Source organism: Flavihumibacter fluminis (genome assembly GCF_021491375.1).
Lineage (GTDB): Bacteria > Bacteroidota > Bacteroidia > Chitinophagales > Chitinophagaceae > Flavihumibacter > Flavihumibacter fluminis.
This window is the reverse complement of record NZ_JAKEVY010000001.1, coordinates 146,580-161,398: the sequence shown is the minus strand read 5'-3', so window position 1 is coordinate 161,398 and position 14,819 is coordinate 146,580. Positions and strand designations below refer to the sequence as shown.

Below are 14,819 nucleotides of genomic sequence, written 5' to 3'. Positions count from 1 at the left end.
CTATATTGATTGATAAATAGCCAGTAATGCTTTTTCTTCCTTCTCCCAGTTCCATTCCTGGCGCATTTTCAGGCAGTTTTCTTGCAGTTGCTTATATAGTAACCCATCTTCAAGCAAATTGTTTATGGCAGCAGCCAATTCAGCCGGATCTGTGGTATTGATCAGTACCGCCACCGGAAAATCCCTGTTTAGTTGATGATAAACCGGAAAATCAACAGCCACCTGCGGAGTAGCTGCATGCACATAATCAAAAAACCGGTTGGCCAGGGAATAATAATTACTGAGTCCCTGGTTTTCAAAAAGAGTAAATCCCAGGCTAGCCCTGGCGGTAATAACTTTTAATTCGGAGGGAGCAAGTTTGCCTTTGAGAAAGACCCTGTCCTCCAGGCGGTACCGTCTGATTAGCTCACTGGTTTGATCCAGGAAATTTCCATCGCCATAGATGTGCAAGGGCAGTTGTACATACTGCATTGCGGGTATCAGTACTTCAAATAGCCGACCTTCATTTACCGCCCCCTGGTACAGCAAAAAGGGCTCTTTCTCCAACAAAAATTGGCTTTCCGATAATTTGGGTACATTCCGGATGACACTATATCGCACCCCATATTCCTGCTCGAATATACGGGCAATGGGTTCATTCACGGTATAGCCTATGCGAAAACAGGGAACGCAGAAAGTTTCAATTTTTTTCCAGGTTTTATAAATCAGCGGGCGACTGACCACTTCCTTCATTTCACAGAACAGTTCATGTGCATCATACACTCTTGGAATTCTTTTCAGCTTTGAAACCAGGTAAACAGGCAGAATAGTATCCAGGTCTATAGCGCAAAGCACCTGAGCGCGCTGAAACAATAACCAGCATAACAATTTCAGCATGTATTCCAGGTAAAACAATTTGCCTTTCTCAAACCAGACAGGAATGCGTTTTTGATGGAAGGGAAGGGCAAGCAAGGGCGGACTGTTTTTCTTCTTTACACCCACCAGGCAAACTTCATAACCAGCTGCGGCCAGTGAACCGGCAATCCGTTGCATACGCTGGTCAAAGTTCAGGTCGTTGGTAACGGTAAAAATGATGCGCTTATTCATGCTCCTTCCTCCGGTTTCCCATTTTGGCATAAATGGCTTCAATGATAGCTACCGACTGCAAGGCTTCTTCGGGTTCGAGAAAACGATTGGCTGGGTTTTCAAGTGCTTTCAGCATGGCCTCATAAACCAGGTGATGCTGGCTGCTGCTCCCTTCGTAAGTTCCATATTGATTCGATTCCAAAATAGGAAATGCAGGCACCTCAACACCTTCAATATTGCAATAACCTATTTCGTTTAAATAAGACCCTCCGATTTTTACGGTTCCCTTTTCCCCGAAAAGCGTAATAGAACCTTCCATATTTCTGCCATGAGCATTCAGGCTGTAATGAATAGATCCCCTGATACCAGATTCAAATTCAAGAACAGCCATTCCCTGGTCCTCAAATTCAATACAGTCAGGATGCAACCGGTTTTCAGCTGTTGCAAATGCCACTTCTTTCATTGGCCCCAGGTACCAATAGAGCAGATCTACAAAATGACTGAATTGTGTGAATAGCGGGCCGCCGTCCAGGTTTAAACTGCCCCGCCAGGCAGACTGGCGGAAATAAGCAGGATTTCGATTCCAGAAAGCATTTAGCTGAAAGCCAACCAACCGACCAAGTTGTTGCCGGTCCAGTACCTGCTTTACCCAGGCAACGGGCGGATTGAACCTGTTTTGTTTAACTACAAATAGCTTTTTATTAAACAATCTGGCGGTTTGAATCATTTCGGTGGCGTCTCTACTGTTGAGTGCCATCGGTTTTTCACATAATACATGCGCATTGCTTCTGAATGCTTCCTTACTATGTTCTGCGTGCAAGCCATTCGGCGTGCAGATAACCACGATTTCGGGTTCAGCCTGAGCCAATAATTCCGTTAGATTGCTATAGGCAGAAACCTGGTACAGTTTCGCAATAGCCCCCGCTTTCTCCTGGTCTGTATCAGCTACTCCCACCAGCTTGCCATACCGCGCAGCCAGGGCAGCATGTTTCCGTCCAATATGTCCACATCCGAGAACAGCTATCCGGTACTGCATGGTTATTAAAAAATAAGGAAGCAAAATCCAAAAAAATTAGGAGAACTCAAATGAATTGTAGGATTTTTAGTAGCTTTGCCGCCAATTTAAGAAGTTTATAAAATTGGATGTTTCGTAAAAAACACAAAGATGTCTTATTTAACTAAAGAAAAAAAAGCGAATATTTTCGCTGAATTTGGGGGTAATGCTGCGAACACTGGTTCTATTGAAGGACAGATTGCACTGCTGACTGAACGTATCAGTTCTATTTCAAAGCACCTGCAGGCTAACAAAAAGGATTTCTCAACTCACCGCGGTCTGATGCAAATGGTAGGTAAGCGTAAGCGCTTGTTGACCTACATGAGCAAACACAATCTGACTGGTTATCGTCAGCTGATTGAAAAACTCGGTATCCGCAAATAAGAGTAAAGATGATATTGCTGTACTATTCCCAACTGAAAACCTCATGTTGGGAATAGTTTTTTGCATGCCATCCCTTTTTGACTTTTACTAACAGCATTAAACCATCCGAATTAACATGTTAACACAACCTATTTCTGTCAGCATCGACCTGGGTGGAGGCCGCACGGTTTCCATCGAAACAGGCAAGCTGGCACGCCAGGCCGACGGCGCCGTTACAGTTCGCCAAGGCAACTGTATCATTCTTGCCACCGCCGTTGCCAACAAAGACCCCAAAGAGGGTCAGAGCTTTTTTCCCCTTACGGTAGATTACCAGGAAAAATTTGCCTCAGCCGGTAGAATCCCCGGTTCCTTTTTCAAACGCGAAAGCAAACTGAACGATTATGAGGTTTTAACCAGCCGATTGATTGATCGTGCTTTACGCCCCCTGTTCCCGGAAGATTATTTCTGCGATGTGCAGATTCTGGTTACCCTGATTTCCAGTGACCCGGAAGTTATGCCCGATGCACTGGCCTGTCTGGCTGCATCTGCTGCGCTGGCTGTTTCAGATATCCCGGTTCAGGAACCCATTTCTGAAGTACGTGTTGCCCGCATTGACGGACAATATGTAATCAACCCATTCCGCTCCGAATTGGCGAAAGCTGATATGGATTTCATCATTGGTGCTACTGAAAAGAACATCATGATGGTGGAAGGTGAATCCAAAGAGTGCAGCGAGGAAGACCTGGTGAAAGCTATTGAAGCTGCCCACGAAGCCATCAAGATCCAGGTTCAGGCTCAGAATGAACTGCGCGCTAAAAAAGGCGTAACAGGCAAACGTGAATACAAGAAGCCTGAAGAAAACGAAGAACTGCTCGCTAAGGTGCAGGCTTTCGCTAAAGATAAAATTTACGAAGTTGCCAAGTCGGCTCTTCCCAAGCATGAGCGCAGTGATCGTTTCGAAGCGATTGGCACCGAACTTATGGAGCACCTGAAAACAGCTTACAATGTTGCCGAAGGTGCAGAACTGGAAGATTCCATTAAAAAGCTGGCCAAGAAATACTATAGCGATCTGCAGTACTACGTAGTTCGGGATATGATCCTGAATGACCGCGTGCGCCTGGATGGTCGTGGTTTGGAAGATGTTCGTCCGCTTGCTATGGAAGTAGACGTACTGCCTTCTCCCCATGGAGCGGCTCTGTTCACCCGTGGTGAAACCCAGTCTCTTACAACTGTTACCCTCGGTACTCCCCTGGATGAACTGCTGGTGGAGAGTGCTGCGGTTTCTGACTATACCAAATTCATCCTGCATTATAATTTCCCTCCCTTCTCAACTGGTGAAGTGAAAATGATGCGCGGTCCCGGTCGTCGGGAAGTTGGTCACGGTAACCTGGCCATGCGTTCTTTGAAGCAAATGATGCCCGGAGATGATTTCCCTTACACCGTGCGCGTGGTAAGTGATATCCTGGAATCCAATGGTTCTTCTTCCATGGCAACTGTTTGTGCCGGATCCCTGGCCTTGATGGATGCCGGTGTACCCCTGCCCAAACACGTTTCAGGTGTGGCAATGGGACTCATCACCAAAGAAGGAAAATTTGCTGTTTTGACCGATATCCTGGGAGATGAGGATCACCTGGGTGATATGGACTTCAAAGTAACCGGTACCAAAGAAGGTATTTGTGGTGTTCAGATGGATATCAAAGTGGATGGTCTCAGCATGGACATTATGCGCCAGGCGCTGATGCAGGCCAAGAGAGGTCGTCTTCATATCCTGGATGCGATGTATGCTACCATGGGTGGTGCCCGTGAAGATGTTAAGCCCCACGCACCTCGTATGGTTAAGATAATTATCGACAAAGAATTCATCGGTGCGGTAATCGGTCCGGGTGGTAAAGTGATCCAGGAAATGCAGCGTGAAACCGGAACTACCATCAATATCGAAGAAAAGAATAACCAGGGTGAAGTTTCCATCTTCGGTACCAAGAAAGAAAGCGTTGACCGTGCCATGGCATGGATCAAAGGAATCGCTGCACAACCAACTGTTGGAGATACCTACGAAGCAACCGTTAAGAGCATTCAGCCTTATGGTGCATTTGTTGAATTCCTCCCAGGCAAGCAGGGTCTGCTCCACATTTCTGAAGTAAGCTGGAAGCGTCTTGAAACACTGGAAGGTGTACTGAAAGAGGGCGATGTGGTAAAAGTAAAACTTACTGGAACCGACCCCAAATCAGGCAAGTTCAAACTGAGTAGAAAGGTGTTGTTGCCAAAACCTGAAGGACAGGGTGCTCCCCGTCAACAGGAAGGTGAAAACTGATTTCTCTGATCAAATAAACTCCAAACCCCGGTCCTGTATCGGGGTTTGTTATTTAAACTATGGCAAATTCATATCAACAGATTCGGATTCCGGTAAAAGAGCAGGAGACAAGGGAAATTTTAATTGCACTGCTGGCAGATACGGGTTACGAAGGTTTTGAAGAAAGCCGGGAAGAGCTGTTGGCCTATATCCCGGAAGAACAGTATGATGCTGCAATACTATCCGAATTGCTGCATCCGTTTGGGCTTACTTCAGAAACAGAAACCATACAGCAACGCAACTGGAATGCGGAGTGGGAGGCTGGCTTTCAACCCGTTCAGGTGGGAAATTTCTGCCTGATCCGCGCCGATTTCCACCCTGGCTCGGACAGCGTTCGCCACGACCTGATCATCACACCAAAAATGAGTTTCGGAACAGGCCATCATGCCACCACCTATCAAATGGTGGATGCGATGCAGGAACTCGATTTTACCGGTAAATCAGTACTCGATTTCGGCACCGGTACGGGCATCCTGGCAATCCTGGCTGCCAAAATGGGGGCTGTTACTGTGGTGGCAATTGATAATGATAGCTGGAGCATTGAAAATACAAAAGAAAATATCGAACGCAACCAGGTAGAGGGGATTTCAGTCTTAGAACTGGACCGCCTGGATGATTTACCGGTTTTTGACATCATTCTGGCAAATATCAATAAAAGGGTGGTACTGGAACAGATTGGAAGTATGACAACTCATTGCGCACCGGGAGCTAAGATTTTAATCAGTGGTCTGCTGGTTGGTGATGAACCGGATTTGCGTGCCGCAATAGAAGAACTCCCAGTTTCGTTAATAAAACAAACAAATAAGGATAGTTGGTTATGTTGGTGCCTTGAACGGAACTGACGCCGGATAAATGAAATTAAAACGAAGGTTTTTCGTATCTTAATTTCCTTATTTTTGAAATCCAACTCAACACTCGCATGAAAGAGGCTCTTCTGATTATATTTGCCTATTGTATTGGCTCTATTCCAACGGCTGTTTGGGTAAGTAAGTACTATTTTGGGATTGATATTCGTGAATACGGCTCCGGAAATGCCGGTGCTACAAATACCTTCCGCGTACTGGGTTCTAAATGGGGTACCCTTGTGATGGTGATCGATGTGCTTAAAGGACTTGCTGCAGTTAAACTGGCCTTGTTACTACCATACTATATTGAAAACGATCTCGCACTTACCAACTTCCAAATCGGATTAGGTATGGCGGCTGTACTGGGGCATATTTTCCCCATCTGGGCTCAGTTTAAAGGGGGTAAAGGAGTTGCAACATTATTCGGACTGGTCATAGGGATATCTCCCTGGACTGCACTGTGTTGCTCTGGAATCTTCTTGCTTGTATTATATTTAACGCGTTTTGTCTCGCTTAGTTCGATTCTTGCCAGTATTGCTTTCCCGATATTTATCCTGGTTATTTTTAACGTGGATAACCATGCTTACCGGGTCTTTGCAATTGTTGTTGCACTACTGGTAATCCTTACCCATCAGAAAAACATCAGCCGTCTGCTCAAGGGTAGTGAAAGCAAAGTTCCTATTCTCAAGTACCGCGACCGGAAACGAAAAATGAAATCCTGATCGTAGCTTTGTACCCGTCTGGTACAAGAATTGAATATACCGGTATAAACCCGCTACAACAATGAAAAAAATACTGTTGTCCCTTTTGGTCATTGGCAGCCTGGCTTCCTGTTCCCGGAACCCGATTACAGGCAGAAATCAGTTGTCTCTGTTTTCTGAAGCAGAAATCCAAACCATGGCCGCGTCAGAATATCAATCTTTCCTTAGTCAGAATAAAGTTGTCAGCACTTCCGTGAGCAAAGATGCTGAAATGGTTCGCCGGATTGGCACCCGTATTTCAAATGCAGTCACCCAATATTATACTTCAAAAGGGCTTCAGAGTGAATTGGCCGGTTACAAATGGGAATATAACCTGGTAGATTCCAAGGAAGTAAACGCCTGGTGTATGCCTGGGGGAAAAATTGTAGTGTACACAGGACTATTGCCAATAACTCAAAACGAAGCGGCGCTGGCAGTAGTTATGGGTCATGAAATTGCGCATGCCCTTGCCAAACATGGCAATGAAAGAATGAGCCAGGGAATGGTTCAACAATTGGGTGGAGTAGCCCTGGCGGTTGCTACAGCCAATAAACCTGCCCAAACGCAGCAATTATTCATGACTGCTTACGGTCTTGGTTCTACTTATGGAGCAATGCTGCCTTTCTCAAGAAGTAATGAACTGGAAGCAGATAAATTCGGCCTTATTTTCACTGCAATGGCAGGATATAATCCACAGGAAGCAATTCCCCTTTGGCAACGCATGGCAGCAGCAAGTGGAGGGAATCGCCCTCCGGAATTTGCCAGCACCCACCCGGCAGAGGAAACAAGGATAGAAAAACTGAAGGAAATGATGCCCGAAGCACTGAAATATTATAAGCCGGTTAGCAATAAATAAATTAATCAGGTCAAAAAATACCCGATTAGCCCGCCAAAGGCGGGTATTTTTTTTACCTTTGTAGCCGGTTCATTGATCTTTTATATTAAAAAGTTTCTGATATGTCGCAGGCTTTGTTGGAAAAGCTCCAGTACAAAGAAGAAAAAAATCTGCTCATTCAAGGATTACCATCCTCCATCGAAAAGCAATTTAACAAGCTCACTTTCGCAAAAAATGTTACCCCGCTGTTGAAAAGCAGAAGGATTGATTTTGCGCTGGTGTTTGCGATCAATGAAAATCAGTTAAACAATATTCTGGAAGATGTGCTTCCGGCGCTGCACGAGGAAAGCAAACTCTGGATTGCATATCCTAAGGCCGCTTCCAAAATTGCTACCAATCTCAACCGCGATTGCAGTTGGGAAAGGGTCGTGAGTGCAGGCTACCAGGAAGTTCGCCAGGTTGCACTCGATTCAGTTTGGAGTGCTTTACGTTTTAAGAAAAATGAACAAATTCCCCAACTAAGCAGAGCTTCCGCCAATGGTGGAGTACCAGCAGCAATTGAAGGAGTTGATTTTGTTTCCCGTACAATCGAAATTCCTGAAGCGCTACAGCAACAATTACAGCTTAAGAAACATAAAAAGGCGCTTGAAAATTTTGAACAACTTTCTTTCACGAACAAGAAAGAATATGTACAATGGATAACCAGTGCCAAAAAGGAAGAGACTCGTCAGAACCGATTAAGCGCTACTGTTGAAAAATTACTGGCTGGTAAAAAGAATCCATCTGAAAAATAGAGAACCTTATCGCACGATTACAGTTCCCAGTTGCTGTAATAACTCTTTTTCCATCTGCTTTAAGGCCTGGTGTGTTTGAAGGAGTGTCAGCTGCTCCTCCGGACTATGGGGTTTTTCAAGGTCCTGCTGGTTCTCTTCCATCATGCGTTTGATCTTACGGAGTTTAAGATAACGCAGTGTTGCAAGTACTTCCTCCTTGTACATTTCCTCCCTGCTCGAAACCGGTAAACGGAATTTGTTTTTCCATTTATCGCTCACCTCATAGGGAAACTCCATGAGGGAAACCACCAGCGCACTCATTGCCTGATTCTCCATATAATAGAAATGCCGCGGAGTAGGTTCCATACCTGCCTGGTACCAGGTTTTATAGGTTTCGGCAATCTCCCATAATTGTTTGTTGTCAAACAGTTCCTCATCATCCAGTTCCTCAAACAGGAAATCCGCAACTCGCTTCCCACTATCCCAGGGCTTTAATCCAAATTCGATCAATGCGTGGATTACGGCCTTTTCCTGCAATTCATCTTTCTGAAGCAGGAAAAAACTTTCATCGTATTGTTCAGTTGTATCTGGATTCCCTTCGAAATAAGGGACATCTGTATCAGGTGCAGCCTTTACTTCCAGCTTCTGAATTTTCTCCCGGATAAACTTGTTCACGAGGTTATTCAATCCGGCTTCTTCAATCTTCAGTAAAGCAGCACATTGCCGGATATAATCCTGTTGTTTGGTGAAGTCTTCCGCTTTATTAATCCTGGATAATGTTTCTGCGATCTGGTTCACAACCGCCGCTTTTTTCTGACTGTCATTACCAGCATCCTTAAGTGAAACTTCGACCTGAAAAAGGATGAAATCTTTTTTATTATCGGCAACAAATTGGCGGAAGGCTTCTGCACCAACCTTTTTAACGTAACTATCCGGGTCTTCCTTATCCGGAATCAGCACCAGCTTCACATTCAGACCTTCTTCCAATGCCATATCCAATCCCCGAAGCGCAGCTTTCACTCCAGCCGCATCGCCATCATATACAATGGTGAGATTATTGGTGTATTTTTTTACGAGACGTATTTGATCCGTAGTGAGTGAAGTACCTCCACTGGCCACCACATTTTCAACCCCAGCCTGGTGCAGTGAAGTAACATCCGTATACCCTTCCACCAACAGGCATTCATCCAGCTTATCAATTACCTGGCGTGCGAAATACATGCCATATAAAATCCTGCTTTTGACATAGATTTCATTTTCAGGCGTGTTGATATACTTGGGAGCCCGATCATTCTTTTTAATAATCCGCGCACCAAACCCAATTACTTTTCCCGTGGTATTGTGTACAGGAAATATGATCCTGCCCCGGTAGTTATCCACCAGCTCTTCGTTTCTGATTGCCGCCAGTCCGGATTTGACAAGGAGGTCGCGGTTGTATTGCTTGGCCAATGCCTCCTGCACAAAAGCTGTTCGTTCCTCCTTGCAATAACCGATTTGAAATTTTTCTATGATCTCATCAGTAAATCCACGTTCTTTCAGGTAAGCCAGACCAATTGTCTGACCTTCTTCATCTTCCAGCAGTGTTTTGGAGAAATACTGCTGTGCAAAATTATTCAGGATATAAAGGCTATCGGCTACCTGTAGTTGCTGGCGCTTTTCCGCACTTACTTCCGTTTCTTCTACTTCAATGTTGTATCGATTGGCCAGCCACCGTAAAGCTTCCACATAGGAGAACTTCTCATGCTCCATGAGGAAACTGATGGTATTACCGCTTTTGCCACAACCAAAACATTTATAGATCTCTTTATTAGCGGAAACAGTGAAACTGGGTGTCTTCTCATTGTGAAAAGGACAGAGGCCCAGGTAATTCGTTCCCCTCTTTTTTAGCTTCACATAAGAACCCACCACATCAATAATATCAATCCTGTTCAGGATTTGCTGTATGGTAGTTTGAGAGATCATGGGGTTGTGCAATTTACACCTTATTTCAACTAGTTTTGCGGGTTCAAAATTTGTTTCTATGATTCCTTACTGGATGTCGAGGACCCAGCTACTATTGGGTGATGAACCGATTGAAAAACTTATGGGTAGTCACGTGCTGGTTGTCGGGTTAGGTGGTGTTGGTGGGATTTGCGCTGAAATGATCGCGAGATCCGGGGTAGGAAAGATGACGATTGTAGATGCTGATACAGTTGATCTCAGCAATGGCAACCGACAGATTCCGGCACTGCATTCCACCGCAGGCAAATTGAAAGCGGAAGTTATGGCAGCGCGTCTTCGGGATATCAACCCGGAACTGGACCTGACCGTTCTCTCAACCTATATGGAAAAAGAAAAAGCTGCGGAACTGGTTCAATCTGCCCCCTATGATTTCATTGTAGACTGCATAGATACCTTGTCTCCCAAAGTGATGCTGCTTAAAGCCTGTGTAGAAGCCGGAATTCCGGTGGTAAGTTCACTGGGAGCGGGAGGGAAGCTGGATCCCTCATTGGTTACCATCGCGCCACTGGAAGAGTCGAAAGAGTGTACGCTGGCCCGTTACGTGAGAAAGCGTTTGCACAAGCACGGCATTTATAAAGGAATTACAGTGGTTTATTCCCCCGAAAAAATCGATCCGGAAAAAGTAATCGTAACAGAAAAAGCCTATCCCAAAAAATCCCTGATCGGCACCATTCCCTATATGCCGGCAATTTTTGGATGCCAGTGCGCGAGCGTGGTTATTCGGGCACTGATACAACCTGAAATTGAAGCTTAAAGGATTTTTGCTTTCAATTCCTCCAGGCTCACAACTCCCTGCTGTTGCCAAACCAGCTGCCCCTTCTTGTACACAAAGAAATGTGGCAGCGCATCCACTTTAAGTTGTTTCATTAATTCCGTATGAACACCGGCATCAATTTGAGCCAGTTTGAATTGGGTAGGAAGATCCTGTTGTAATTGTTTTAATACCGGTTCCATTTTGCGGCAGGGAGGACACCAACTGGCTCCGGCATCTACCAAAACCACATCCGCAGAACGGATCAGGTTCTCATACTCTACACTGCTTATCTGTTTGATTGCCTCCTGTTGTTCAACCGGAAGTCCCTGTTTTTTCCAGGAATTAAACCCGCCTGCCATTTCCGTAACCTGGAAACCTTTTTTGCGCAAGGCTTTTGCCGCATCCGCACTTCTGATACCACTGGCGCAATAAATATAAATTGGCTTGGCTGGATCCAGGTGTTTGGTACGCTCTGCGAACTCCTGGCTATTGAGCCAATCTGCCTGCAAAGCTCCTTTGATAAAACCACCTTTGAATTCTTCGGCAGTACGAACATCCAGCAATTGGTAACTCTTACCTTCCTGTAATAAAGCCTGGAATGCTGCAGGAGAAACAGATTTTCCGGATTGCCCATTCAGGTTGCAACTCCAGCAAATAGCAGCCAGCAAAAAAATAGATAGCCAAGTTTTCATGTGTGTTCCTTTTTTTCAGCTACAAAGTTAGTGATCCCTTTCAGCTCTTCAATCAAATGGTATACAATCGGACATCTGCCATAATGCATGAGTGTACTAAAAATCCGATCGCGGAAACCATCCCTGTGCAATCCGGGAAATTCACGACATTCTGCAAACCGTTTTTCATAAACTGTGCACTTATTTTCATGCAGAAAATGGCAGGGAATGGTATTAATAATCAATTGGCCGCCCATGCTTTCTTCCAAATGAGAATCCTTTAACTCAGATAGTGTACAGCCCAAACGTTCCGCCAATTCATTGGCTTCCTGCCGGGTTACATTAATCATCAGGCTCCTGCAGCAATTGCCACAGGCCGTACAATCAACCTTTGCCGATATTCGGAAATTCAGGTCATGAACCAATTCATCAAGATTACCAGCATAGGCTCCAAGAAAGCGTCTGAACTGCTCGTTCTCCAGTAACCGCTCTTCAGACTCCCTTGCAATAAATCCGAGGTCGATGGGATAGGTGGAGGAATTATTCATCCTCCTCCTCCCATTCTTCTTCTTCCTCTTCGTCGTAAAGAGACAAGACAGCGGAAGCACTTTCATAATCCAGTTCCTCCACAATTTCTTCAATCGGGTCGGTTCTCTTCTTCCAGAAATCCTCTTCGATTTGTCCGAAACTCCGGAGCAGCATACATTTGTCTGTCAGTGCCAATACCGAGATCAATTCGATATCGGTATCTTTTTCGCCTCTCAGCAGGTAAAAATTACCTGGTTGTAAGTCAGCATAAGTTGCCATATAATTTGTTTTTACGGGTCTCTACCTAATCTGGCTTATTCCTCCCCATCCTCATAATAGGCATCCTCACTGCTGTAATAGGCCGCTTGCCATTCTTTAATTTTCTCTTCCGACAATAACTCCAGGATCTCATGAATGGAATCCTGTTTTTTTCTCCATTCTGTTGTTTCTGTCTCCCCAAACCTGGTTATGAACAGACAGTAATCAGTTTCCAGATTCACTTTTATCAGTGAAATGGGCCCTTCCGGCTGCTCCTGGATCAGATAATAACAACTCGTCTCCAATAAGGAATAGTTATACATACGCTACCATTTTTCAACAATTAAACTAATATAACGGGTTGTAAATCAGAACTATACGGGTTAGTATTGGACCGTAAGGTTAAGGCTTTGCCGTGGGTTAGTAAGGAGGCAATTGAAGCTTGTTAACCGGTGCGGGAGATCAAAAATAGGATTAATCCGGCAGCTCTGCAACGGGGTTTTAACCTTGCTACAAATTTAATTAAGGCTTAATTTATCTTAATTGATTTTCAACTACTTAGTTCCAAAATCGGGTTATCCACAGCCGTGCAGAAAGCCGGTGCGGCCAGATGGTCCTACTTTTTTATATTTGCCCGCTTGAGCAGCATAGATCGAAAGGCAGCTATAAAATCGAAAGCGTATGGCAGAAATTAGTAAAAAAGGAGCGGAGTATACCGAAGATTCAATCAGAAGCCTCGACTGGCGGGAACATATCCGGCTTAGACCCGGTATGTATATTGGTAAACTGGGGGATGGCAGCAGTGCGGATGACGGTATATATGTGTTAATCAAAGAAGTGCTCGACAACTGTATTGATGAACATATGATGGGGTATGGAAAGCAGATTGAAATAACCATCAAAGACCGGTCGGTAACGGTTCGTGACTATGGTAGGGGAATTCCTTTGGGAAAGGTTGTGGATGTGGTGAGTAAGATCAATACCGGAGCCAAATATGACAGCAAAGCTTTTCAGAAAAGCGTGGGATTAAACGGTGTAGGTACAAAAGCAGTGAATGCCCTCAGCACCTATTTTAAAGTTACAGCCTATCGCGAAGGCAAAGAAAAGTCCGCAGAATTTGAACGTGGTGTACTTACCAAAGAACATAAGGAAAGCAGCACCCAGCAAGCCAACGGTACCCAGGTTCAGTTTTTCCCGGATGATACGGTGTTCAGAAATTTTCATTTCCAGGAAGAATATATTGAAAACCTGCTTTGGAATTATTGTTTCCTCAATGCCGGACTGGTAATCGTTTTCAACGGGAAAAAATTTGTCAGTAAAAACGGTTTGCTGGATCTCCTGCAACGTAAAACAAATGAAGATGAGTTGCGCTATCCGATCATCCATTTAAAAGGAGAAGATATTGAGGTTGCTGTTTCTCATAATAATGATTACGGTGAAGAGCTGTTCAGTTTTGTAAACGGTCAGCATACCACACAGGGCGGCACCCATCAGCAGGCTTTTCGGGAAGCCTATGTAAAAGTAATCCGCGATTTTTTCAAGAAAGATTATGAGGCCGCGGATATCCGGGCAAGCATTGTTGCAGCAGTAGCAGTTCGGGTGGTGGAACCAGTATTCGAATCGCAAACCAAAACCAAACTTGGCTCGCAGTATATTGAAGAAGGCGGACAGAGTATGAAGAATTTTGTGCTGGAATTCCTGGCAAAGGAACTTGATAATTTCCTGCACAAACATCCTTCAACCGCTGAGGCTCTTAAGAAAAGGATTGAACAAAGTGAGCGGGAACGAAAGGAACTCGCCGGTATTAAAAAACTCGCCAACGAAAGGGCCAAGAAAGCAAACCTGCACAATAAAAAACTGCGCGATTGCCGGTTCCATTACAATGAGGAACCAACAGGGAAAGACAAAGAGGCGGTTGCCCAGAAACAACGCGAAAGTACCATCTTTATCACTGAGGGTGATTCAGCAAGTGGATCCATAACCAAAGCCCGCAATGTGGAAACCCAGGCTGTGTTCAGCTTAAGAGGTAAGCCCCTCAACTGCTTCGGACTTACCAAAAAAGTAGTGTATGAAAACGAAGAATTCAACCTGCTGCAACATGCGTTGAACGTAGAAGATGGTATTGAAAACCTGCGCTATAATAATATCGTAATTGCAACCGATGCCGACGTGGACGGTATGCATATCCGGCTGTTGCTCTTGACATTTTTTCTGCAGTTTTTTCCCGACCTGGTTAAAAACGGACATGTCTATGTATTGGAAACCCCATTATTTCGTGTCCGCAATAAACAGGAAACAATTTACTGTTACGATGAGTCTGAAAAACAGGCAGCCATTAAAAAGCTGGGCAACAAACCTGAAATAACCCGATTTAAAGGTTTGGGCGAAATATCGCCGGATGAATTCGCCCGTTTTATCGGCGAAGACATGCGCAAACAACCCGTGCTGGTGATGCCGGAAACCCATATCCAGCAATTGCTGGAATATTATATGGGTAAAAACACACCGCAGCGGCAGGATTTTATCATCGACAATCTTAAGATTGAACTGGACCTGGCAGAAGAACTGCCTCAATAATTTGT

At 44.8% G+C, this 14,819-nt stretch carries 15 protein-coding genes; 8 read left to right on the top strand and 7 right to left on the bottom strand.

Going from position 1 to position 14,819, the window contains the following annotated elements; genetic code table 11:
• Together L0U88_RS00715 and L0U88_RS00710 are read right to left on the bottom strand one after the other, a co-directional pair.
• Positions 1–1,086: a glycosyltransferase gene (locus L0U88_RS00715; RefSeq protein ID WP_234863582.1), complete on the bottom strand. Its 1,086-nt coding sequence runs from the start codon at positions 1,084–1,086 to the stop codon at positions 1–3.
• The gene (locus L0U88_RS00710; RefSeq protein ID WP_234863581.1) at positions 1,079–2,101 is read right to left on the bottom strand and encodes a Gfo/Idh/MocA family protein; all 1,023 of its coding nucleotides are present in this window, start codon (positions 2,099–2,101) and stop codon (positions 1,079–1,081) included. The genes L0U88_RS00715 and L0U88_RS00710 overlap by 8 nt, the downstream gene beginning before the upstream one ends.
• Positions 2,102–2,230: 129 nt before the next feature.
• Between L0U88_RS00710 and rpsO the strand changes: the two genes are divergently transcribed.
• From rpsO to L0U88_RS00680, 6 genes are all read left to right on the top strand, one after another.
• Positions 2,231–2,503, top strand: a complete 273-nt coding sequence (rpsO, locus tag L0U88_RS00705; protein WP_234863579.1) for a 30S ribosomal protein S15 — start codon at positions 2,231–2,233, stop codon at positions 2,501–2,503.
• Between the two features lie 115 nt (positions 2,504–2,618).
• On the top strand, positions 2,619–4,793 hold the full coding sequence (locus L0U88_RS00700; RefSeq protein WP_234863578.1) for a polyribonucleotide nucleotidyltransferase: 2,175 nt from the start codon (positions 2,619–2,621) through the stop codon (positions 4,791–4,793).
• A 59-nt stretch (positions 4,794–4,852) separates the two neighbouring features.
• Complete coding sequence (prmA, locus tag L0U88_RS00695) at positions 4,853–5,674, top strand: 50S ribosomal protein L11 methyltransferase (RefSeq protein WP_234863577.1); 822 nt, start codon at positions 4,853–4,855, stop codon at positions 5,672–5,674.
• 77 nt (positions 5,675–5,751) lie between these two features.
• Positions 5,752–6,399: a glycerol-3-phosphate 1-O-acyltransferase PlsY gene (gene plsY, locus L0U88_RS00690; RefSeq protein ID WP_234863576.1), complete on the top strand. Its 648-nt coding sequence runs from the start codon at positions 5,752–5,754 to the stop codon at positions 6,397–6,399.
• A gap of 61 nt (positions 6,400–6,460) precedes the next feature.
• Positions 6,461–7,273, top strand: a complete 813-nt coding sequence (locus L0U88_RS00685) for a M48 family metallopeptidase (protein ID WP_234863575.1) — start codon at positions 6,461–6,463, stop codon at positions 7,271–7,273.
• Positions 7,274–7,374: 101 nt separating this feature from the next.
• Complete coding sequence (locus tag L0U88_RS00680; protein ID WP_234863574.1) at positions 7,375–8,046, top strand: YdeI/OmpD-associated family protein; 672 nt, start codon at positions 7,375–7,377, stop codon at positions 8,044–8,046.
• A gap of 6 nt (positions 8,047–8,052) precedes the next feature.
• Here the strand turns inward: L0U88_RS00680 and dnaG are convergent, their stop codons facing one another.
• Complete coding sequence (gene dnaG / locus L0U88_RS00675) at positions 8,053–9,987, bottom strand: DNA primase (protein WP_234863573.1); 1,935 nt, start codon at positions 9,985–9,987, stop codon at positions 8,053–8,055.
• Between the two features lie 58 nt (positions 9,988–10,045).
• Here dnaG and L0U88_RS00670 point away from each other — a divergent pair, with 58 nt between their 5' ends.
• Complete coding sequence (locus L0U88_RS00670) at positions 10,046–10,780, top strand: tRNA threonylcarbamoyladenosine dehydratase (protein WP_234863572.1); 735 nt, start codon at positions 10,046–10,048, stop codon at positions 10,778–10,780.
• Here L0U88_RS00670 and L0U88_RS00665 read toward each other — a convergent pair.
• The 4 genes from L0U88_RS00665 to L0U88_RS00650 are packed head-to-tail and all read right to left on the bottom strand — an operon-like array spanning position 10,777 to position 12,560.
• The gene (locus L0U88_RS00665) at positions 10,777–11,472 is read right to left on the bottom strand and encodes a thioredoxin domain-containing protein (protein WP_234863571.1); all 696 of its coding nucleotides are present in this window, start codon (positions 11,470–11,472) and stop codon (positions 10,777–10,779) included. The genes L0U88_RS00670 and L0U88_RS00665 overlap by 4 nt on opposite strands.
• Entirely contained in the window at positions 11,469–11,999 is a 531-nt protein-coding gene (locus L0U88_RS00660) for a YkgJ family cysteine cluster protein (RefSeq protein ID WP_234863570.1), read from the bottom strand. The genes L0U88_RS00665 and L0U88_RS00660 overlap by 4 nt, the downstream gene beginning before the upstream one ends.
• Positions 11,992–12,258 (bottom strand): hypothetical protein, encoded by a 267-nt coding sequence (locus L0U88_RS00655; RefSeq protein WP_234863569.1) that lies wholly within the window; start codon positions 12,256–12,258, stop codon positions 11,992–11,994. The genes L0U88_RS00660 and L0U88_RS00655 overlap by 8 nt, the downstream gene beginning before the upstream one ends.
• Before the next feature lie 35 nt (positions 12,259–12,293).
• Positions 12,294–12,560 (bottom strand): hypothetical protein, encoded by a 267-nt coding sequence (locus tag L0U88_RS00650; RefSeq protein ID WP_234863567.1) that lies wholly within the window; start codon positions 12,558–12,560, stop codon positions 12,294–12,296.
• Positions 12,561–12,918: 358 nt separating this feature from the next.
• Between L0U88_RS00650 and L0U88_RS00645 the strand changes: the two genes are divergently transcribed.
• Complete coding sequence (locus L0U88_RS00645; protein ID WP_234863565.1) at positions 12,919–14,814, top strand: DNA topoisomerase IV subunit B; 1,896 nt, start codon at positions 12,919–12,921, stop codon at positions 14,812–14,814.
• Positions 14,815–14,819 lie beyond the last annotated feature (5 nt).